The sequence below is a fragment of the Sporosarcina sp. GTC18466 genome, from assembly GCF_055389225.1.
This window is the reverse complement of the sequence record NZ_AP044037.1, coordinates 1,707,915-1,729,236: the sequence shown is the minus strand read 5'-3', so window position 1 is coordinate 1,729,236 and position 21,322 is coordinate 1,707,915. Positions and strand designations below refer to the sequence as shown.

Here is a 21,322-nt window from a genome sequence, read left to right as displayed (position 1 = left end):
TCTTCAGTTATCAATTCTATAGTCGGTTTTTAAAGTCAAGATAAATAGGTAATATATTCCGCATTAATGATCCCTAAGAACTTTATTCAAAATAGCATACTATAGTACTTTAATATTAATATATTAGAGTCCTTATGACTATACCTTTTTATATCAATTTATTAAGTGAAATACTTTTTATTTCAGCTAATATTGTTTAGTGAAGTATAATTCCGTCGTCAACAAAATATATATGTAACAAAAAAGTATAAACAAGTAACTGAACATTACCTATAGAATGAAAGTATCGAAAAGGGGGTTGCTGAATATGAAAGCGGTTGCAGCAGATAAGGTCGTTCAGTATAGGGGTTCGGAATTGAATACGAAAGGGTGGCAGCAGGAGGCGGCGCTGCGGATGTTGATGAACAATTTGCATCCGGACGTGGCGGAGCATCCAGAGAATCTGGTGGTCTATGGGGGGATCGGCAAGGCGGCGCGGAACTGGGAGAGTTTTGACGCGATTGTCAAGTCGCTGAAGGCGCTGGAGAATGATGAAACGCTCCTTATCCAGTCCGGAAAACCGGTCGCTGTATTCAAGACGCATGACAATGCGCCGCGCGTGCTGATTGCGAACTCGAATATCGTGCCGGCGTACGCCAACTGGGATACTTTCCATGAGCTTGATAAGAAGGGTCTCATGATGTATGGCCAGATGACGGCGGGCAGCTGGATCTACATCGGATCGCAAGGAATCGTGCAAGGGACGTATGAGACGTTCGCGGAACTTGCGAAGCAGCATTTCGGCGGTTCGCTGAAAGGCACGATTACCCTGACGGCAGGTCTTGGCGGAATGGGCGGCGCGCAACCGCTTGCGGTCACAATGGCGGGCGGCGTCTGTATCGGGGTGGAAGTCGATGAATCTCGGATCGACCGCCGGATTGATACACGCTATACCGATGTCAAGACGGATTCACTTGAAGAAGCGATCCGCCTTGCAGAAGAGGCGAAGGCCGAAGGGAAGGCACTGTCGATCGGGTTGCTCGGCAATGCGGCAGATGTGTTGCCTGAAATGATTGCACGCGGCTTTAACCCCGATGTGCTTACCGATCAGACGTCCGCACACGATCCGTTGAACGGATATATCCCGTCAGGCATGTCGCTTGAGGAAGCGGCAAAGCTCCGCGAATCAAACCCGGAAGAATACGTGAAAAAGTCGAAGGACTCGATGGCGAAGCATGTCTCCGCCATGATCGAGATGATGGATAAAGGCGCAATCACATTCGACTACGGCAATAACATCCGGCAAGTGGCAAAAGACGAAGGGGTCGGACGGGCATTTGATTTCCCTGGATTTGTCCCTGCTTACATCCGCCCGCAATTCTGCGAAGGGAAAGGGCCGTTCCGCTGGGTGGCGCTGTCCGGCGATCCGGAAGATATCCGGAAGACAGACGAAGTGATCCTTCGTGAATTCAGCTATAATACGCATCTTTGCAACTGGATCAAGATGGCGCAGGAGAAGATCCAATTCCAAGGGCTTCCGTCGCGGATCTGCTGGCTCGGCTACGGGGAGCGTGCGCGGTTCGGAAAAATCATCAACGACATGGTGGCAAGCGGTGAAATCAGTGCGCCGATCGTCATCGGACGCGATCATCTTGACTCCGGCTCCGTTGCGTCTCCGAATCGTGAAACAGAAGCAATGAAAGATGGGTCGGATGTTGTATCCGACTGGCCGATCCTGAATGCACTCGTGAACGCAGTCGGCGGTGCAACATGGGTGTCCGTCCATCACGGAGGCGGCGTAGGCATGGGGTATTCGCAGCACGCCGGCATGGTCATTGTCGCGGATGGCACGAAAGAGGCGGAAGCGCGACTCGAGCGTGTGCTGACGACAGATCCGGGCATGGGCATCGCGCGCCATGTTGACGCAGGATACGATCTCGCGATCAAGACGGCAAAGGAAAAAGGTGTACAAATTCCGATGTTAGAAGGTGAGAATTCTTGAAACCGGTTTGGATCAAACATGCAGCACAACTTGCAACGATCCGCGGAGAAAACAGCCCGCGGAAAAAGGAGCAAATGTCGGAGCTTGGCATCATCGAGGACGGCAGCGTCTGGATCGAGAATGGTACGATCCAAGCAGTCGGCACGACAGAAGAACTCGAGCGGGACTTCGGACATCGCTCCAGTGAGGCGGAGGTCGTCGATGCTACAGGGAAACTGGTGACGCCAGGCCTCGTCGATCCCCATACCCATGTCGTCTATGGCGGCAGCCGGGAGCGGGAGTTTGAAATGCGTCTTGAAGGCGCGACCTATATGGACATCATGAATGCGGGCGGCGGCATCCACGCGACAACCCGTATGACTAGGGAAGCTTCGGAGGATGAGCTGGTCGAACAGGCTACGCGCCGGCTCGACTCGTTCCTCAAGCACGGGGTAACGACCGCCGAAGGGAAAAGTGGCTATGGGCTGGATCTTGAAACGGAACTCAAACAGCTGCGAGCCATGAAACGGCTGAATGAATGCCACCCGGTGGATCTCGTTCCGACGTTCATGGCGGCGCATGCCGTTCCCATGGAGTATAAAGGCAAGGAAGACGAATATATTGATAGCATCATAAACGATATGCTGCCGGTCGTCGCGGAAGAGAAGCTTGCGATGTTCAATGATGTGTTTTGTGAAGTCGGCGTGTTCACACCTGAACAGTCAAAGCGGATTCTAGAGGCGGGAAAGAAGCACGGGTTGATTCCGAAAATCCATGCTGATGAAATTGAATCATATGGTGGAGCGGAACTGGCTGCTGAAGTGGGTGCGATATCAGCGGAGCATTTATTAAAGGTATCCGATCAGGGAATCAAGGATATGGCGGAAGCGGGTGTCATCGCCTGCCTGCTGCCGGCGACCGCCTTGTTCTTACGGGAAGAGGCTGCGAAAGGGCGGCAGATGATTAATGAAGGAGTTGCGGTCGCTATTTCGACGGACTGCAATCCAGGGTCATCACCGACGACATCCATGACGCTCGTAATGAACCTCGCGTGCATCTCGATGCGCATAACGCCTGCGGAAGCACTTGTCGCAGCGACGATGAATGCGGCGTGCGCAATCAGGATGGAGGAGAAGGTCGGCTCACTTGAAGTCGGCAAGCAGGGCGATATTGTTCTATGGGATGTATCGAGTTATCAGGAATTGCAGTATTTATTCGGCGTGAACCACGTCCGGTCTGTTTGGAAAAAAGGGAAACGGGTTGTCGGCTGACAGGATGCCGTGAATGCGAGAAGCCATTCACGGCTTTCTTGCAACGAAAGTAGTGGGAATATTCAAATGAGGGGTGAGAGGTATGGCTCAGTTAAGGGAAGATGTGAAAACGAAATCGACGCCGGGTATGTGGAAGTTCTTTGTGTATAGCGCAATCGGTGCATTTATGTTCTTCGTGCCGGTGACAATTGGGGAAAAGAACTCAATCATGCTTGACCATATGGTAACGTGGCTGCAGACGAATGTGAGCGGGGCGCTGCCGTATTATGCACTGCTTGTCATTTTGGCGGGGGCGGTGTATCCCTTTGTTTCAGGCACATGGAAAAAATCCAATGTCAATATGGTCTTTTCATTCTTTAAAGTAATCGGTTTGATTGTCGGGATCATGCTCGTATTCGATTTTGGACCTGCATGGCTATTTGAACCAAGCATGGGACCGTTTTTATTGAATAAACTCGTCATTCCAGTCGGGCTGCTCGTGCCGATCGGAGCGGTTTTCCTAGCAATGCTCGTCGGTTATGGCCTGCTTGAATTCATCGGCGTCCTTGTACAGCCCATCATGCGGCCGATCTGGCGCACGCCGGGCCGTTCCGCGATTGACGCGGTCGCGTCGTTCGTCGGCTCCTATTCTCTGGGGCTGTTAATCACGAACCGAGTGTATAAGGAAGGGAAGTACACGGCGAAAGAGGCGGCCATAATCGCGACAGGCTTCTCAACGGTCTCCGCTACATTCATGGTTGTCGTCGCAAAGACGCTCGATCTCATGAGTATTTGGAATCTGTACTTCTGGGTGACATTGCTTGTGACGTTCATCGTGACAGCAATTACCGTCCATCTATGGCCGCTTCGGTCAATTAAAAACGAATACTATGAAGGTTCCACGCCGCAGCCCGAGATGAAACCAGCAGGGAAACGGTTCCCGGCTGCATGGGGCGAGGCGATGGAGACAGTATCGAAGTCTCCTGCAATCGGTCCGAACATCGTAATGAATGTTCGCGACGGATTGCTCATGGCAATGGCGATTTTGCCATCTATCTTGTCCATCGGCTTGCTTGGCCTTGTGCTTGCTGAATTCACGCCTGTCTTTGACTGGATCGGTTATATTTTCTATCCGTTCACATGGGCACTGCAGCTGCCGGAACCGATGCTTGTCGCGAAAGCGAGCGCACTCGGTATCGCGGAAATGTTCCTGCCGGCGATGCTCGTCGTGGAATCGGCGCTTGTCGTCAAATTTGTCATTGCAGTCGTGTCGGTATCGTCGATCATCTTCTTTTCGGCTGTTGTACCATGTATCGTCTCGACGGAAATTCCGATTTCCATTCCGCAGCTCATCGGCATTTGGGTGCAACGTGTCATCCTCACAATCATAATTGTGACGCCGATCGCCTTTTTATTATTGTAGAAACCATGCATCCGGATGCCTGAGCGCATCCGGATGTTTTTGCGCGTGGTCCAGGGTTTGGTAAGATGGAGACAGTACATACAGAGGGGGACGGCGAGATGGTGAGACGGAACGATCCTTGCCCATGCGGAAGTGGCAAGAAATATAAAAAGTGCTGCGGTAAGGAAGGGACAGACCTACTTGAATTGATTGCCAATGAAGAACTTGAGCAAGTGTTATCGGGGTTCTTTGAACTGCGTCTGCCGCGTGAGAAACAGGAACAGCTCACGCGGATGATCCGTGAATGGCTGGATCGGCTGGAAGGCATGTGGAACAAGGAAGATATCGAAGAGGCGGCAGCAGAGCAGTTTTTATTCGTGCAACATCCAGAGAGATGGAACGCATATGTGCAGGAGCGAATGCGGCTGGCGGGCCGTGAGTCCGTGCGCGAGGTGCTGGCGGCATGGGGGCGGCCTGTGCAGCTGCTTGCGGAAATTACCGGGTTTGACGAGAAGACACTGACCGTCCGCCAACTGTTTTCTGAGGATGAATACCGCCTTGTGCGCATTGAAGGCATGCCGGCTGAAGAAGGCGGGCTGCTGTTCGGACTTGCCCTGCCTGACCCGCGGAAAGGGGAAAATACGGTTGCACCAATTTCGTCGATGATGTTCCTCGCGAAGTGGAGCAGGCAGACGAAACGGTCTCTTGTGAAGATGGACGATGAGCTGGACGGGCTTTCGGCGGACGGCCTTAACGGGGAGCAAGCGCTTGCAATCTACGAGCTGTTCGTTTCCCGGAATATGGCGAGCCTTGACGAAATGGTGAAAGAGGTGCTGGATCCGCTGCAAGTCGAGTCGCTTTCGCTGCTTGAGACCGCACTCCGGGAGCTTGGCCAGGACGCAGATGCGCGGGAGATGCTGCATAAGCTTTCCGTCGCCTATTTCATGAATGAACCGCGTGAACTCAAGTCGGCCGGCGATTTCGTTGCAGCAGCGCTATGGGCGGGAAGCCAGACCGGCATTGTCCGGGATCTGCGCACGGCGGAAGTGGAACTCGCGGAAAAGCACGGAGCGGAGCCGGGCAGCATGCAGCTGTTTGCGCGTGACTTGGCCGTGCTGTATGACGAGATGCTTGTCGGTTTTGATGAGCAGGTGGCGGAACGTGCCTATGAAATCGGTACCGACCCGCGCGAAACGGAGAAGGAACTGTGGGAGACGGCGATGACGACGGCGGGCGTCGTGCAGCCGGAGCGCAAGCCGGGCATTGACGCAGCACGGGCGCAGCGGATCGCGTATGAGGCGTATGCAGCGGAGTCTGATGATGTCCGGCACATGCTTGTGGAAAAGGCGGCGGAACTGGCACCGGAACTTCCGGATGCCATCCTGCTGCAAGCGGAGCGCATGGAGGGTGACGCGGCATCCAAGCTGTATGAAAAAGCCATCCGCGAAGCGAGTAAGACATTCGAGCCTGGCGACAACCCATGGATGAACATCCCGAACCGGCCATTCATGCGCGCCGCATTCGCGTATGGGGTCCATCTGTTCATGAACCGGGAATTCAGCGAAGCCGCCGATGTCTTCAAAGACCTTGTGCGGATGAACCGGACGGACAATCAAGGCGCACGGTATGAGGCAGTCGCGTCCATGATCCATGCAGAAAGGTATAACGAGGCAGCCGAACTGCTTGTGCGTTATGGCAAGGGGGCGGAGAGTGACGCTGTCTACCTGTACCTGGACTGGAAGCTCGAGGAGGCGGCTTCGGGCGGAGAATCGGAAGAAGCGGCAGCGATGCTGGAAACGGCAAGTAAAGCAAACGGGCATGTGCGCCATCTGATGACTTTCAAGGCCAAGCCGATCCCCTACCCGCAGCATCTCTCCATCCAGCCGGGTTCAGTGGAGGAGGCGCGGTATATCTGGCTGCTGCTGCAGGGGCCTGATGCATAGGAGCCGGGCGGATTGCGCTGTTTCCGGCAGGTGCTGCGCAGAACTTGAGAAAGCTGCTTCTTAGAAGGGGCGGATTGCGTCAAACGAGATCCGGTTGCTTGTTTGCTGGACTGCATTGCGCGTTAGTGCGTGCGGATTGCTTTTTTTGCAGGCTGAGCTGACGTGCTTCACCGATTTACGTGGCAGGATACTTCGGCAGTCTGCTGTTTCACCACCGCGCTGCATGCAGTTGACATATAAAGTGGTTTCCAGGAGGGCGGCGTGCTTTATGATGCCGTCCTTTTTTGATTGCCGCCTTACGTCCGGAGTGCAATATGAAAAAAGGGAACCGCGCGCGGTTCCCTTCATTCACCCATCACATGATCTACATATTCCCACAGCATTGAAACAATTTCATTCACCCGGATCGCCTGGCAGGAGCCAGTGAAGGCTTCGCGGAAGGAGCGGGCGACGGCTTCGATGATGAACCGCTTCGGCTTTTCCGCCTGCAGTTCATCAAGAAGATAGTCGATATACTCAAGTCCCGCTTGCTGTCCGTCTTTTGCAGCAGCTTTCCGGAACTTCTGCAAGGCATCGATCAATTCGGCCTTCAGCTTCTCGCTAGGCACGGAGGCCGTGTGGACTACGGCGAGGATGTCGGCGCCGAACAAGGTGTCCTCATGCTCGATCATATCGTAGATCATCGCATCGACCCGGCGGATGGTGAAGTGGACGAGTTTCTTGATATCCGGCGCTTCCTGGTTCTGCGACGCCCAAAAATGCAGCAGCTGCTGGATGACGCCGAGAATCATGATCGCACAATCGAGTGCATACCGCTCCGCCTCCTCTCCGTACACATCGGTAAGCCGGCTCGTCAGCCACTCGAGCTCCTTCATATGATGACTGGCGACAAATTGGCGAAGTTCCGCATCCCCCGAGTAGAAGACCGCTTCATAGATGGGCAGCAAATTCTGTTCCCGGTTCACTTGCATGCGCACGAGAATCTGCTCGGCCAGGATGTTCTTATCGTCTTTCGGCTGGCCGATGAGCAGCTCACGGCGCCGGATGGTCGAGACTTCGTATGCATTTTCCATAATGGCGATCAGGCATTCATTTTTTGATGTGAAATAATTATAGAAGGTCCCTTTGGAGATCTTCGCTTCATCGAGTATGTCCTGAATGGATGTCGCGGTAAATCCTTTATCGGTAAACAACCGCTGGGCGGTCAAAATGACTTGCAGTTTTCGTTCATTCATTCCTGGTAACTCCTTCATCCCAAATGGAAGATTACTGTTTTGGACTGCCAGTACAATTTTATACTACAAATAAAACGCCTTAGAATCAATGATAAAAACTTTTTTTATATGAAAGCGATTTCCAATATTGATTAATTTGGACTGTCGGTATAAAATGGTGAACATGTTGTTAAAAAGAAGGAGGACACAACATGGAGATGGATATCAAGAAAATGCATGAAAAGCCGCCGTATGGCATGATTGCCATCCTGTTTTTCGGGGCTTTCGTTGCTATTTTGAACAATACATTATTAAATATTGCACTGCCGTCCATTATGAATGAATTTGAGGTGAAGCCGTCCGCTGTCCAGTGGCTGACGACCGGTTTCATGCTGGTGAACGGAATCATGATTCCGGCGAGTGCGTTCTTCGTACAGAAGTTTTCAAACCGCAAGCTGTTCATAACGGCAATGATTCTGTTCTCGGCAGGTACAGGACTTGCGATTGTTGCCCCTTCGTTCGGCCTGCTTGTTGCTTCCCGGATGATCCAGGCGTCAGGCTCCGCGCTTATGATGCCGCTTTTGATGAACGTCATGCTTGTCGCATTCCCGATTGAAAAACGGGGATCTGCGATGGGACTTTTCAGCCTCGTCATGTTCACAGCACCTGCGATCGGGCCAACGCTGTCCGGCTGGGTTGTCGAACATTACGACTGGCGCATGCTGTTCAAGATCGTCTTGCCATTCGGCATCCTGTCGATCCTCATTGCCATCTTCAAGCTGAAAAACATCACACCGAATCGCAATGTCGGTCTCGACTTTGTGTCGCTGATCTTCTCCAGCATCGGATTCGGCGGACTCTTGTACGGTTTTAGTTCGGCAGGGGATAAAGGATGGGATTCTGTATATGTCTACGGAACCATCGCAGTCGGTGCCGTATCATTGCTCATTTTCATCTTCCGCCAATTGCGGATGAAGGATCCGTTGCTCGATTTCCGGATCTACAAGCATCCGATGTTCGCCCTTGCGTCCGTCATTTCGATCATCATGAGCGTCGCGATGTTCTCCGGTATGATCTTGACGCCGCTTTACGTACAGAATGTCCGCGGCATTTCGCCATTCGACGCGGGGATTCTCATGTTGCCGGGTGCGATCATCATGGGCTTCATGTCGCCGATCACAGGTAAGATCTTTGATAAATACGGACCAAAATTGCTGTCCATCACAGGCCTTCTGATCACGATCGGCAGTACGTATTATCTCAGCCGCCTGGAATTGACATCAGGCTACTATTATCTGATGGCCCTCTATACGGTTCGGATGTTCGGGATGTCGATGGTCATGATGCCGATCATGACGAACGGCATGAACCAGCTTCCGATGAAGTCAAACCCGCACGGTACTGCCATCAATAATACGATCCAGCAAGTGTCCGGTGCAATCGGTTCTGCACTTCTGCTGACTATCATGACGAAGCGTATGGAAAAATCCGGTGCGGAACTTGCGCAACAGGCAGCAGCCAGCGGCCAAATGCCGACAGATCAGACGGCAGCTCTCCAGATGCAGCAGGAAATCGGTCTGCAGGCGATGCTTGACGGCATCAACCATGCGTTCTTCATCTCGACATTGATTGCGGTGGGCGGCCTCATCTTGACGCTGTTCATCCGACGTGTCAAACCGCCGACATTCAATGTCGAGGAAAAGCCGGCTGTCAAAGAAACGTTCAATGAACAAGCGAAAATCCCCGTCCAGGAATGATTCCTGGGCGGGTTTTTTCTTGGCAGCAGGGAATTGGAGGCGTAGTGTAGAATATAGAAATAAGCATATAGAGTGAAGGATGTGGGGAAATGATCGGGCGGAATGATCCTTGCCCATGCGGCAGCGGCAAGAAGTATAAAAAATGCTGCGCACAAAACGAAACAGTATCGAGCGATCAGCTGGTCAAGGAAGAGGCCGAACGTGTCATTGGGAGCTATTTTGAAAACGGCGTCACCAGTCATGCGGATTTTGCCGATTTTGAGCGGTATGAAAGGGCATGGAACAGCACGGTCGGCCCTGAGTTGAACAGGCAATACTCGAAGAACGCCATGATTGATGCATTCCTGTTCATCGAGCGGAACGATCTATGGAACCGTCACTTGCTGAAGTCACTGAATGGCCCACTTCGTTCCGGGACGCGCGAGGTGCTGGAAGGGTGGCGTGAGCCGGTCGTGCTGCTTGCGAAAGTGAGCGACGTACAGAACGGGCGGATAATCTGTGAGCAGCTGCTCGACCATGGCGTCCACGAATTTGAAATGATGTCCTATATGGATGCGCCTCCTAAGAAAGGCGAGTATGTGCACGGATTTGCGCTTCCGGACAAGTCGCTGTCGGAACGGGGCGTGCGCATCATCAATACGCTTCAGCTGTCCCGCCATCCGGAAGGGATGCTGGAAGAGCGGCTCAGCAGGCTTGCCGAGGAGAGCGGGCTTGCGAGCAGCCGGGACTTTTACCGGAACTTTGCGGCGGAGATATACCGGCTGTTCAATGAAACGATTGAACTCGATGTGCAGGAACTGCTGACACCGCAGCAACAAGAGGCATTTGCGCTCCTTGAAAACGAGATCCAGAAGCATGGAGGCGACAGGCTATGCGTGGAATTTGCGGAAAGCCTGATGGCCGGCTATTACCAAGAATATCAGCCGAATGTCAGGAAGCATGAAGGCGTAGCCGCGGCCATCTTCCTCCTGCTGAACGAATTTGGAATGGTATCAGGCCGCCCGATGACACAAAAAGAGATCGCCGCGCTGTTCGGCGTCTCGGTATCGTCGATGACGAGGCATCTCGATCCGCTGGAAGAGATGCTCGAAGAGGCGGAGCGAGAGACGCAGCATATGGAGGGGCCGTCGGACAGCTATTATGTCGGACTGGATCCGCGACCGACTGAACGGGTCAACTGGGAGATGAATCAGAAGATGGCGGGAAGGGTCTTCCAATCGGATGAGGAGGTGCAGCGCTTTTTCATGGAAGAGGCGAACAAGCCCTTTTTCCCTGAAACAGATGTGCAGCGAGCCCAGATGCTCTGTTATAACGGGTTTGACGCACTGGACGATGAGAAAAAGGCGGCAAAATTTGCGCGGCAAGCACTCGAGCTGGATCCGGAGTCAGTCGATGCGCAGCTTCTGCTGGCGGAACTCTTGCATGATGACACTGGAAAGGCGGAGTTCCATCTGGAAAAAGCGGTGCGGCTTGGTGAAAAGACATTTGAGCCTGCTGAAATCGCCTGGGCGCTTGTGACGAACCGTCCGTATATGCGGGCACTTCTGGCCCTGGGCGTCTTGCGATACGAAGAGGAGCGCTTCGGAGAGGCGGCGGAGTTATTCGAGAAATTGCTTGTGCTGAACCCGTCCGACCATCAGGGAGCCCGCTATCTTGCCATTAGTTCCCGGCTGAAAAACGGTGATCTTGAAATGGCGGAAAGCCTGCTTGCGTTCCATCGGCCTGAAGGAGAGGATGCGGCGCATGCGTTCCTGACTTGGAAGCTCGCTGACCTGCAAAGACGCCCGGAGGCACACCGCCTCTTCGAGGAAGCAGGCATGCAGAATCAGTTTGTCTCCACACTTGTTGAGAACGGGCTGCCGAAACTGCCATACCCGAATGAAATGAGCGTAGAAGCCGGAAGCATCGAAGAAGCGATGTACATCTGGACGCTGCTGTAAAAATGACGGAGAAAGGGACCTCTCGTGGAGCCTTTTCTCCGGTTTTTTTATGCGGGAGCTCTTTTATCATTTATTTCAGAAATAAAAGAAGGATTTACCGCGTTCGTGTCGAATAAGAGTAGTTGTAAGCGGTTCCAGAACGTTTTGAAGGGAAAGGGGAAATGGTGCAATGCAATTGAACAATTACATCGGAGGTTCTTGGCAGGAATCAGGGGGCGGAGAGTACACAGCTGTCACAAACCCGGCAACTGGAGAGAAACTGGCGGATGTCCGTCTTTCGACAAAAGAAGATGTCGCCCAGGCGGTGGAAGCGGCAAAGAAAGCGCAGAAGGAATGGGCGCTTGTGCCGGCTCCGAAGCGGGCGGATTACTTATATGCAATCGGGAACTTAATGAAGGAAAAGAAGGAACACCTTTCACAAGTGCTGACGAAAGAGATGGGGAAGGTAATCGAGGAAGCTCGCGGAGAAGTGCAGGAAGGCATCGACATGGCCTACTATATGGCTGGCGAGGGGCGCCGTCTGTTCGGAGAGACTGTGCCATCCGAATTGAAGGATAAATTCGCCATGAGCGTCCGCGCGCCGATCGGGGTCGTCGGACTGATTACGCCGTGGAACTTCCCGGTCGCAATTGCCACATGGAAGTCGTTCCCGGCCATTGTCGCGGGGAACACATTCATCTGGAAGCCTGCGACGGAAACGCCGATGATGGCGTATGAGATGGCGCGCATCTTCGAGGAAGTGGGACTGCCTTCGGGGGTTGCGAATATCGTGTTTGGCTCCGGCTCCGAGGTCGGAACAGCGATGATCGAGCACCCTGACGTGCGGGTCATCTCCTTCACGGGTTCAACGGAGACGGGCCGGCATGTGGCTGAGCTTGGAGGACGCCATCTGAAGAAAGTGTCGCTGGAGATGGGCGGCAAGAATGCGGTCATCGTCATGGATGATGCGGACCTTGAGCTTGCTGTTGAAGGCATCCTGTGGAGCGCATTCGGAACAGCCGGCCAGCGCTGTACGGCATGCAGCCGGGTCATCGTGCATAAAGATGTCAAGGAGGAGCTGGAGCAGAAGCTGCTAGAAGCGATGAAAGATCTTTCCATCGGTAACGGCTTGGACGAGTCCGTCAAGATCGGGCCGGTCATCAACGCGAAAGCCCTTGAAAAGATCGAGAAGTATATCGGTATCGGCAAGGACGAAGGGGCGAAACTTGCGGCAGGAGGCAATGTGCTGAAGGACGGCGACTTTGCAAACGGCCATTACTTCGAGCCGACATTGTTCACGGATGTAAAGTGGGACAGCCGTCTTGCGCAGGAGGAGATCTTCGGGCCGGTCGTGTCATTGATCGAAGTCGGCAGCCTGGACGAGGCGATCGAAGTGAACAACAGCGTGCTATACGGCTTGTCGAGCTCGATTTTCTCGCGTGACGTGAATACGATCTTCAAGGCGCAGCGTGACCTGGATACGGGGATCGTCTATGTGAACGCGGGTACGACGGGCGCGGAAATCCACTTGCCGTTCGGCGGAACGAAAGGCACGGGCAACGGACACCGGGATTCAGGCGTCGCGGCTCTCGATGTCTTTACAGAGTGGAAGAGCATCTACGTCGACTTCAGCGGGAAATTACAGCGCGCACAAATTGATACGGAGTGATTTTGGGGGAAGTTGCCTGCATCAACGGGAATTCATACAAAAGGGGATGTTCATATGAAAGTGGTCGTACTAGGCGCTGGTCTTATGGGGAAAGAGGCTGTCCGGGATCTTGTGAAAAGCGATAACGTGGAAAAAGTGTATTTAGCGGACGTGAACACGCGGCAGGCGGAGGAGTTCGCTGAGAACCTCTTTTCCGATAAACTGGATATTCTGCAGCTTGACGCAACGAACGACTTGCAGCTTAAAGAAGTGATGGCGCTTGGGGACGTCGTCATCAATGCGCTGTTTTATTCATTCAATGAAAAGGTAGCGAAGACGGCTGTTGAAATCGGCGTCCATTCCGTTGACCTCGGCGGCCATATAGGCGGAGCAACGGATGCGGTGCTTGGCCTCGCCGAAGCGGCGAAAGCGAAAGGGGTCACGATCATACCGGATCTGGGCGTTGCGCCAGGGATGATCAATATCCTCGCGGGTTATGGAGCGAGCAAGCTCGACAAGACGGAAAGCATTAAGCTGTATGTCGGGGGAATTCCGGTCAAGCCGGAACCGCCGCTCAATTACAATGTCGTCTTCAGCTTGGAAGGGGTATTCGATCATTACACGGATCCGTCCCATGTACTCCGCGGCGGCAAACTGCTTGAAATTGACTCGCTTTCCGAAGTGGAACCGATCCATTTCGAAGAATTCGGCGAGCTGGAGGCATTCCATACATCCGGCGGCACGTCCACACTTTCGAAAACGTTCCCGGATATCGAGACGCTGGAATACAAGACAATCCGGTATAAGGGACATGCGGAGAAATTCCAGCTGCTTGTCGATCTTGGCCTGCTTTCGAAAGACAGCTTCGTGGACATCGACGGAAAACAAGTCAGTGTCCGGGAAGTCATGCACAAACAGCTGTCTCCTCAATTGAAGCTTGGGGATAAAGTCGATGCTGTCCTGCTTCGCGTCATCGTCAGCGGCGAGAAGGATGGCGAGCCTGTTACGTATGAATACAATCTAGTGACGGAAAAAGATCAATCAGTCAACGAAACCGCCATGGCTCGCGCGACAGCGAACACGATTTCCGTCGTCGCCCAGATGATCGGTGACGGCAGGATCACAAAGCGCGGCGTCCATCCGCCGGAAACGATCGTGCCGGGTGCTGCGTATATCGAGGAAATGAAAAAACGCGGCGTGGAAATCAACGAGACGGTGAAAATGCAAGAAGCGCATGTGTGATCAGGGGGAGGCGGACGCCTCCCCTTTTCCAGAAAGGAAAGGGGATTGGGAGATGAATTTCGAATTCACGGAAGAACAGAAGATGCTTCGCAAGACGGCACGGCAGTTTGTGGATGAAGAAATCATGCCGCATATCCAGAAATGGGATGCGGAAGGCGGCTTTGACCCGGCCATATGGAAAAAGCTTGCGGATCTCGGCTTCATGGGCGTCTGCCTGCCGGAAGAATACGGCGGCAGCGGCATGGACTATAATTCGCTCGCCATCCTGTGCGAGGAACTGGAACGCGGGGACACAGCGTTCCGGACAGCGGTATCCGTCCATATCGGATTGAACTCGCTCACTCTTCTGCAGTGGGGGACGGAAGAGCAGAAGCAGAAGTATTTGACTCCTCAGGCGGAAGGCAAGAAGATCGGCGCATTCGGCTTGACGGAACCAGGCGCTGGCTCGGATGTCGCAGCGATGGCGACGATTGCAGTACTGGATGGCGACCATTACGTCATCAACGGGCAGAAGACATGGATTTCCCTTTGCGACGTCGCAGATCATTTCCTCGTTTTTGCCTATACCGATAAATCGAAGAAGCACCACGGAATCAGTGCGTTCATCGTGGAACGGACATACCCGGGCTTCTCCTCGAAAGCGATCAAAGGGAAGTACGGCATCCGCGCCGGCAACACAGGCGAGTTGTTCTTCGAAGACATGCGTGTGCCGAAAGAGAATCTGCTCGGCAAAGAAGGAGAAGGGTTCAAGATTGCGATGGCGGCTCTCGATAACGGCCGTTTCACAGTCGCGGCTGGTGCCGTCGGGCTGATCACCGCATGCCTTGAGGAAAGCGTTAAGTATTGCCACGAGCGGGAGACATTTGGCAAGCCGATCGGCAAGCACCAGCTCGTCCAGCGCATGCTCGCGAACATGGAAGCCGGCTATCAGATGAGCCGCCTCCTCGTCTATCGCGCAGGCGAACTGAAGAACAAAGGGGTCCGCAATACGCGTGAGACATCGCTCGCGAAGTGGCAGGCATGCGATTTCGCCAATCAGGCGGCAGACGATGCATTTCAGATCCATGGCGCCTACGGTTATTCCGACGAATACCCAGTCGCGCGTTTCCTTCGCAATTCGAAAGCGCCTGTCATCTATGAAGGCACGCGCGAAATCCATACGATCATGCAGGCGGAATACGTCCTCGGCTACCGGGAGGACAAACCGCTCAACCACATGCTGCCATCCTGGCCGTTTGATGAAAACTAATTGATCCACGCCAAGAGCTTAAGACTCTTGGCGTTTTTTGTAACTTTTCATCCGTTCATCCGGACTACTGGATAAGGAGGATGAGGCATATGAAGAAACAGGCAATTGCCATCATGCTTGGCGTCTCCCTGCTCGGAGCCCTTGCCGGCTGTGGAGCGGATCATGACGAAGGACGCCTTGAAGTTTCGAAAGACGTGGAATTTGGGGAAAAGGACTATGAACGCATTGTCGGCGGGGTCAACGAACTCGGCTTCAAACTGCTGCATGAGGTGGATCCTGATGAAACAGGCAATCTATTCATATCGCCGATGAGCCTGATGATGGCGCTCGGCATGGTCTATAATGGAGCGGAAGGTGAGACGAAAGAGGGTATTGCAAAAGCGCTGCAGCTGGAAGGGATCGACCCGGCAGACTTAAACCGGGCGAATGCCTCGCTGATGAATGTCTTGGCGCAGAAGAAGGACGGAATCCAGCTGTCCGTTGCGAATTCTATCTGGCTGAATGACAGCTACCAATTCCAGGAGCAGTTCGCTGCGCGCAACGAAGACTATTTTAATGCAGAACTGCAGGAAATTGATATTCAGAGCGACGACGCTGCACAGCGCATCAACCAGTGGGTCAGCGATAAGACGAACAAGAAGATCAATAAGATGGTGAACAGTCCGCTGGATCAAGACCTTGTCTCCTTGCTGCTGAACGCAATTTATTTCAAAGGGGACTGGGCGTACCCGTTCAAAGAGGAAGATACCGAAGAACGGACCTTCCACACTGGGGACAGCTCAATCGAGGTGCCGTTCATGAAGCTTTCCGAACGCCTGGACTATATGGCTGGTGATAGGTTTGAAGCGATCCGCCTCCCATATGGGGAAGGTGAGATGAGCATGACTATCGTCTTGCCGGATGAGGACACCGACTTTGCGGAATTCCAGAGCACCTGGGATGGGGAAGGGTGGAAATCGCTGAATGACGGACTCGAGAAGAGGGAAGGGACGATCCTCATGCCTAAGTTTAAAATGGCATATGCGACGGAGTTGAATGAGACCCTCCAGGCCCTTGGAATGGACCAGGCATTTCAGGACGATGCAGACTTCAGCCTGATGGTGGAAGGGGATGCGTCTCTTGCAATCTCCAAAGTGCTGCAGAAAACCTATATAGATGTGAATGAAAAAGGGACGGAGGCAGCAGCAGTGACAGGCGTCTCAGTCACGGAATCTGCGCCGGCTGAGGAGCCGTTTGTGATGGAAGTGAACCGCCCGTTCTGGTTCGCTATCCAAGATGGCCAAACAGGCACCATTCTCTTTACCGGAGCTATTCGGGAACCCGTCATAGAGTGAGGACATGTAACCGGCAGGAGGGCTCTTGCCGGTTTTTTTATGGAACGAGGTTGCAGTTTCTTTTTGATTGGTATATGATATTGACTTAATGACCGTATCTGTTTTTCAGTCACACGATGCAGGAGGTGAAGAAGTGGATCGGAGACAGGAGATATTGGAGGCGGCGGCGAAGTCGTTTTCCATGTTCGGATACAAGGCGACGACCATGGACCAAGTGGCGAAGATTGCAAACGTCGGCAAAGGGACGATCTATACGTTCTTCAAGAACAAAGAAGAACTGTTCAATGCCATTGTCCTGAAGATGATGGAGGAAATGCGTGCTGCATCGAATGCGGCAGCGGTGGAAGGCGGTACATTCGAACAGAATGCCCACGCCCGCTTGATGGAAATGCTGAAGTTCCGCAACACCCATCATTTGTACGCGAAACTGATCGACGAAGAAAACGAGCTTCGTACGCCTGCCGTGACGGAAGTGCTAATGCAAATCGAGAAAGAGATCGTTTCGTACATACGCCAGAAGATCGAAAAGGCTGTCGAGAAAGGTGAACTCAAACCTTGCCAGCCGGAGCTGGTCGCGTACCTGCTGTTCAAGTCCTACATGGCGCTGATCGTGGATTGGGAAAAGACGCATGACGAGGAATTGACAGAGGAACAGATTGCCACGCTGCTGAGCGATACGATCTTTAAAAGTCTCTTGCAATGAGACTTCTTTTTTAGAATTGAATGACCGTTTGAGAGAAATGGTCAATACGTTTTAGGAGGAGATGCAACATGAAAAACGGAAAGACGATGACGGGCGCGGAATGGAGGCAGCTGCTGACATCACGGAAAATGCTCGTGCCCTTGATTGCGATCTTGTTCATCCCGGTATTATATGCAGGCATGTTCCTATGGGCATTCTGGGATCCGTATGATCATCTGAAGTCCCTGCCGGTCGCTGTTGTTAATATGGATGATGGCGCTGAACTTGATGGCGAACAGCTGGCTCTTGGGGAAGAATTGGTCGATAAATTAGTCGACAGCAAGCAGTTTGATTTCCAGGGCGTGACAAAAGAGCAAGCAGAACGCGGCCTGAAAGATCAGAAATACTATATTACTATTGAAATACCGGAAAACTTTTCACAGCATGCGACAACACTGCTTGACGAAAATCCGGAGAAGCTGACAATCATTTATAAACCGAATGAGGGCTATAACTTCCTCTCCGCACAGATCGGGGAGACGGCAATGGGCCGGATTCAGGCGGAAGTGAATGAACAAGTGTCCAAAACCTACGCTGAGCAGATGTTCGCGTCCATCGAAAAGATGGGTGAGGGTTTCGGCGATGCTGCTGAAGGTGCAGGCAAACTACATGAAGGTACTGTCGATCTCGCGAATGGCGCGGATGACATGCAGGGGTATCTGGTGCAGCTCGCAGCAAGCACGGTGACACTCAAAGACGGCACAAACAAGCTTGCGCAAGGAGCACGGGATGCAGCAAAGGGAGCGAACGATCTTAACAAGGGCGTTGGCACAATTGCTTCCGGCGCTGCCGATCTCCACCAAGGCGCTCAAAAAGCGGCGAGCGGTGCAAACGATCTGCAAGCCGGCGTATCAGAGTACACGGCATCGGTAGCCAAGTTGAAAGACAGTTATGCAATGATCGGTCAGAAGGAGACGGAATTTGGAGCGTCTCTTGGAACATTGCACCAAAAAGCAGGTGAATTACATGGTGCGGCAACAAAACTGACAGATGGCGCGCAAAGCGTCAATACAGGACTCGCTAATCTGTCCGACCAGCTCGCACCAATCCTCTCATCGTTGCCGGAAGAACAGCAGGCCGGGCTGAAAGGTGCACTGGCGCAGCTTCAGCAAGGCAGTGCGCAAGTCGCCGGCGGCATGAAAGAACTTTCGGCCGGCACAGCTGCACTTCAAGAAGGGGCAGGCCAGTTGAATGGAGCGGCAGGACAGCTGCGTGACGGCCACGCCCAGGCGCTTGCCGGTCTTGATCAGCTAAACAGCTCTTCTTCGAAACTGCAAGCCGGTGCTAGTGCACTTGCGGAAGGCAATGGCGCGCTGAATGCGGGCCTTGCGAAATTGTCCGAAGGGGCAAACGCCGCAAAAGCCGGTGCTGGCAGCCTCGCTGCAGGGTTGAATGAATTGAACACGGGTTCCGGCACTCTCGCGTCGGGAACAGGCACGCTTGCTTCAAAATCCCGTGAACTGGCAGACGGCTCTACGAAGCTGACGGACGGTGTCCAACAATTGAAGGACGGTTCTTTGACGCTTCAGGAAAAACTTGCGGAAGCGAACGAAACCGCAAGTGAAGTGAAGCCGACCGACAAGACATATGAAATGGCGGCAGCTCCGGTAGATGTCGACAAGGAAGGCATCAATGAAGTGCCGAACTACGGAACCGGCTTCACGCCGTACTTCTTATCCCTCGGCCTGTTCGTCGGTGCATTGCTTCTGTCGATCGTCTTCCCGCTCGTCCAGCCGGCCATCAAACCGACGGGTGCGTTCAGATGGTTCGCGAGCAAAGTGTCTGTCTTGGCTGTTGTAGGTCTCATCCAGGCTTTGGTTGCCGTTGCGATCATCAAATGGGGACTTGGACTTGAAACAGAGAATCTGGGATTATTCGTTTTGACGGCGGTCATTACAAGTTACACATTCATCGCTCTCGTCCAATTATTCGTCTCCGTTCTCGGCGACGCAGGACGTTTTGTCGCGATTCTGGTTTTGATCATGCAATTGACAACGAGCGCAGGAACATTCCCGCTCGAATTGATCCCGGAACCGCTTCAAGTATTCAACACTCTACTGCCGATGACGTATTCCGTCCAGGCATTCAAAGCGGCGATCTCGACAGGCGATATCGCTCATCTCTGGGCAAGCAACGGCGTCCTCCTCGGATTCCTCGCCGCCTGCCTCATCCTTACATTCGGATACTTTGCGCTCCTGTTCAACAAGCGCTATTCGAAAGGTATGCCGGCTGAAACTGCCGAAGCATAAGAAAAAAGCGTTCCACGGGCTTCGGCCTGTGGAACGCTTTGTTTTTTGGTCCAAAGTAAGCAATGGATGCTCCGTAAGAAGCAATCATGCCGTCATGGTAAGCAACAGTTCCGTCTTATGAAGCAATCAGCTTCTCTTACGAAGCAACGACGCTTCTACAAGAAGCAACACCAGTCTGTTAATAAGCAATCCAACTGCGCACTGCCATTCACGTCAGCAAAACGCTGTCCCGGGCTCGTCCGTTCCGTAGTCCACAACGACCTTCTTGCACGCCTCACACAAATACGCATCCGCGTAGTTAATGGAGAAACGGCTTTGGCCGGACAATAGGACGGCGCCGGGGATCATGCTCGGCTCTACGGTCAGTTTGGATTTCTTCGGAACCCAGGCAAGCCGCGTCCCGCTCTGGATATAGCCTTTCCGCATATCACCCTCGCAGAATGGACATGAAAGATTCATCTGGCCAGTCATTATGATCCGACGTAGTCTCCGCCGTCGACGTGGATCGTCTGTCCTGTCATATAGCTCGAATCGCTGGACGCGAGGAATACATAGGCAGGCGCATTTTCAGCCGGCTGGCCGCGGCGCTTGACCGGCGTGTCGGAGCCGTGCTGTTCCACTTTCTTCGCATCGAACGTCGCAGGAATGAGTGGTGTCCAGATCGGACCAGGTGCGACAGCGTTCACCCGGATCCCTTTATCTGCAAGGTTCAGAGCGAGAGAACGGGTGAATGTCGTGATGGCGCCTTTAGTCGCGGAGTAATCGATCAGGCCGGGCGAACCGTTGTATGCAGTGACAGAGGATGTATTGACGATGCAATCGCCGTCTTTCATATGGGCGAGAGCGGCTTTCGACAGGAAGAACATGCCGAAGAAGTTGGTCTCGAACGTCTCCCGCAGCTGATCCCCTGAGATGTCCGCGATATCGTCCTGCGGGAACTGCTTTCCGGCATTGTTCACGAGAACATTCAAGCTGCCGAACTCGGAGACGACTTGGTCGATGAGCTTCTCGCAATTCTCCTCTTCACTAATGTCGATGCGCACTTTCAACGCCTTTCCGCCGTAATTCTTGATGAGTTCGACCGTCTTGTCGGCGTCTACGTCCTCTTCCTCATCCAGATAGGCGATGGCAACGTTCGCACCCTCTTTCGCAAAAGCTACCGCGACTGCACGGCCGATTCCGCTGTCGCCTCCTGTGATGAGCGCATTCTTGCCTTTCAGTTTCCCGGATCCCCTGTAGTTTTCATCGTCAAAAATCGGAGCCGGATCCATTTCGGCTTCGACGCCGGGCTGGTGGCTCTGCGTTTGCGGTGGAACTTTCTCATCCACTTTTTCAAATTTATCCATAATCATCTATTCCTCCTTCATAACCTATGCTATAGTGAATCATTCCCTGCAAACGCGCGAATAAACG

The 21,322-nt window shown here is 53.1% G+C and carries 15 protein-coding genes; 12 read left to right on the top strand and 3 right to left on the bottom strand.

The window, feature by feature from the left end:
- Positions 1-307: 307 nt before the first annotated feature.
- The 4 genes from hutU to ACZ5FK_RS08325 all read left to right on the top strand — a co-directional run bounded on the left by hutU (position 308) and on the right by ACZ5FK_RS08325 (position 6,555).
- On the top strand, positions 308-1,981 hold the full coding sequence (gene hutU, locus ACZ5FK_RS08340) for a urocanate hydratase (protein WP_464804473.1): 1,674 nt from the start codon (positions 308-310) through the stop codon (positions 1,979-1,981).
- Positions 1,978-3,231, top strand: coding sequence for an imidazolonepropionase (gene hutI, locus ACZ5FK_RS08335; RefSeq protein WP_464804472.1), 1,254 nt, complete (start codon positions 1,978-1,980; stop codon positions 3,229-3,231). Before hutU ends, hutI begins: the two co-directional genes overlap by 4 nt.
- 82 nt (positions 3,232-3,313) lie before the next feature.
- Complete coding sequence (locus ACZ5FK_RS08330) at positions 3,314-4,633, top strand: YjiH family protein (RefSeq protein WP_464804471.1); 1,320 nt, start codon at positions 3,314-3,316, stop codon at positions 4,631-4,633.
- A gap of 65 nt (positions 4,634-4,698) precedes the next feature.
- A complete protein-coding gene (locus tag ACZ5FK_RS08325) occupies positions 4,699-6,555 on the top strand; it encodes an SEC-C metal-binding domain-containing protein (RefSeq protein WP_464804470.1) in 1,857 nt (618 codons plus the stop codon).
- Positions 6,556-6,899: 344 nt separating this feature from the next.
- Here ACZ5FK_RS08325 and ACZ5FK_RS08320 read toward each other — a convergent pair whose 3' ends face one another.
- The gene (locus ACZ5FK_RS08320; protein WP_464804469.1) at positions 6,900-7,790 is read right to left on the bottom strand and encodes a TetR/AcrR family transcriptional regulator; all 891 of its coding nucleotides are present in this window, start codon (positions 7,788-7,790) and stop codon (positions 6,900-6,902) included.
- A 191-nt stretch (positions 7,791-7,981) separates the two neighbouring features.
- Here ACZ5FK_RS08320 and ACZ5FK_RS08315 point away from each other — a divergent pair, with 191 nt between their 5' ends.
- The 8 genes from ACZ5FK_RS08315 to ACZ5FK_RS08280 all read left to right on the top strand — a co-directional run bounded on the left by ACZ5FK_RS08315 (position 7,982) and on the right by ACZ5FK_RS08280 (position 19,909).
- Entirely contained in the window at positions 7,982-9,526 is a 1,545-nt protein-coding gene (locus tag ACZ5FK_RS08315; RefSeq protein ID WP_464804468.1) for a DHA2 family efflux MFS transporter permease subunit, read from the top strand.
- An 89-nt stretch (positions 9,527-9,615) separates the two neighbouring features.
- Complete coding sequence (locus tag ACZ5FK_RS08310; protein WP_464804467.1) at positions 9,616-11,466, top strand: tetratricopeptide repeat protein; 1,851 nt, start codon at positions 9,616-9,618, stop codon at positions 11,464-11,466.
- A gap of 169 nt (positions 11,467-11,635) precedes the next feature.
- Entirely contained in the window at positions 11,636-13,114 is a 1,479-nt protein-coding gene (locus tag ACZ5FK_RS08305) for an aldehyde dehydrogenase family protein (RefSeq protein WP_464804466.1), read from the top strand.
- Between the two features lie 54 nt (positions 13,115-13,168).
- Entirely contained in the window at positions 13,169-14,335 is a 1,167-nt protein-coding gene (locus ACZ5FK_RS08300; RefSeq protein WP_464804465.1) for a saccharopine dehydrogenase family protein, read from the top strand.
- A gap of 52 nt (positions 14,336-14,387) precedes the next feature.
- Positions 14,388-15,584, top strand: a complete 1,197-nt coding sequence (locus ACZ5FK_RS08295) for an acyl-CoA dehydrogenase family protein (protein WP_464804464.1) — start codon at positions 14,388-14,390, stop codon at positions 15,582-15,584.
- Positions 15,585-15,673: 89 nt separating this feature from the next.
- The gene (locus ACZ5FK_RS08290) at positions 15,674-16,918 is read left to right on the top strand and encodes a serpin family protein (RefSeq protein ID WP_464804463.1); all 1,245 of its coding nucleotides are present in this window, start codon (positions 15,674-15,676) and stop codon (positions 16,916-16,918) included.
- A gap of 133 nt (positions 16,919-17,051) precedes the next feature.
- A complete protein-coding gene (locus ACZ5FK_RS08285) occupies positions 17,052-17,621 on the top strand; it encodes a TetR/AcrR family transcriptional regulator (RefSeq protein ID WP_464804462.1) in 570 nt (189 codons plus the stop codon).
- Between the two features lie 68 nt (positions 17,622-17,689).
- A complete protein-coding gene (locus ACZ5FK_RS08280; protein WP_464804461.1) occupies positions 17,690-19,909 on the top strand; it encodes a YhgE/Pip family protein in 2,220 nt (739 codons plus the stop codon).
- A 213-nt stretch (positions 19,910-20,122) separates the two neighbouring features.
- Here ACZ5FK_RS08280 and ACZ5FK_RS08275 read toward each other — a convergent pair whose 3' ends face one another.
- Both ACZ5FK_RS08275 and ACZ5FK_RS08270 read right to left on the bottom strand, forming a co-directional pair.
- On the bottom strand, positions 20,123-20,335 hold the full coding sequence (locus tag ACZ5FK_RS08275) for a PF20097 family protein (RefSeq protein WP_464804460.1): 213 nt from the start codon (positions 20,333-20,335) through the stop codon (positions 20,123-20,125).
- A gap of 44 nt (positions 20,336-20,379) precedes the next feature.
- On the bottom strand, positions 20,380-21,261 hold the full coding sequence (locus tag ACZ5FK_RS08270; RefSeq protein WP_464804459.1) for an SDR family oxidoreductase: 882 nt from the start codon (positions 21,259-21,261) through the stop codon (positions 20,380-20,382).
- Between the last annotated feature and the right edge of the window lie 61 nt (positions 21,262-21,322).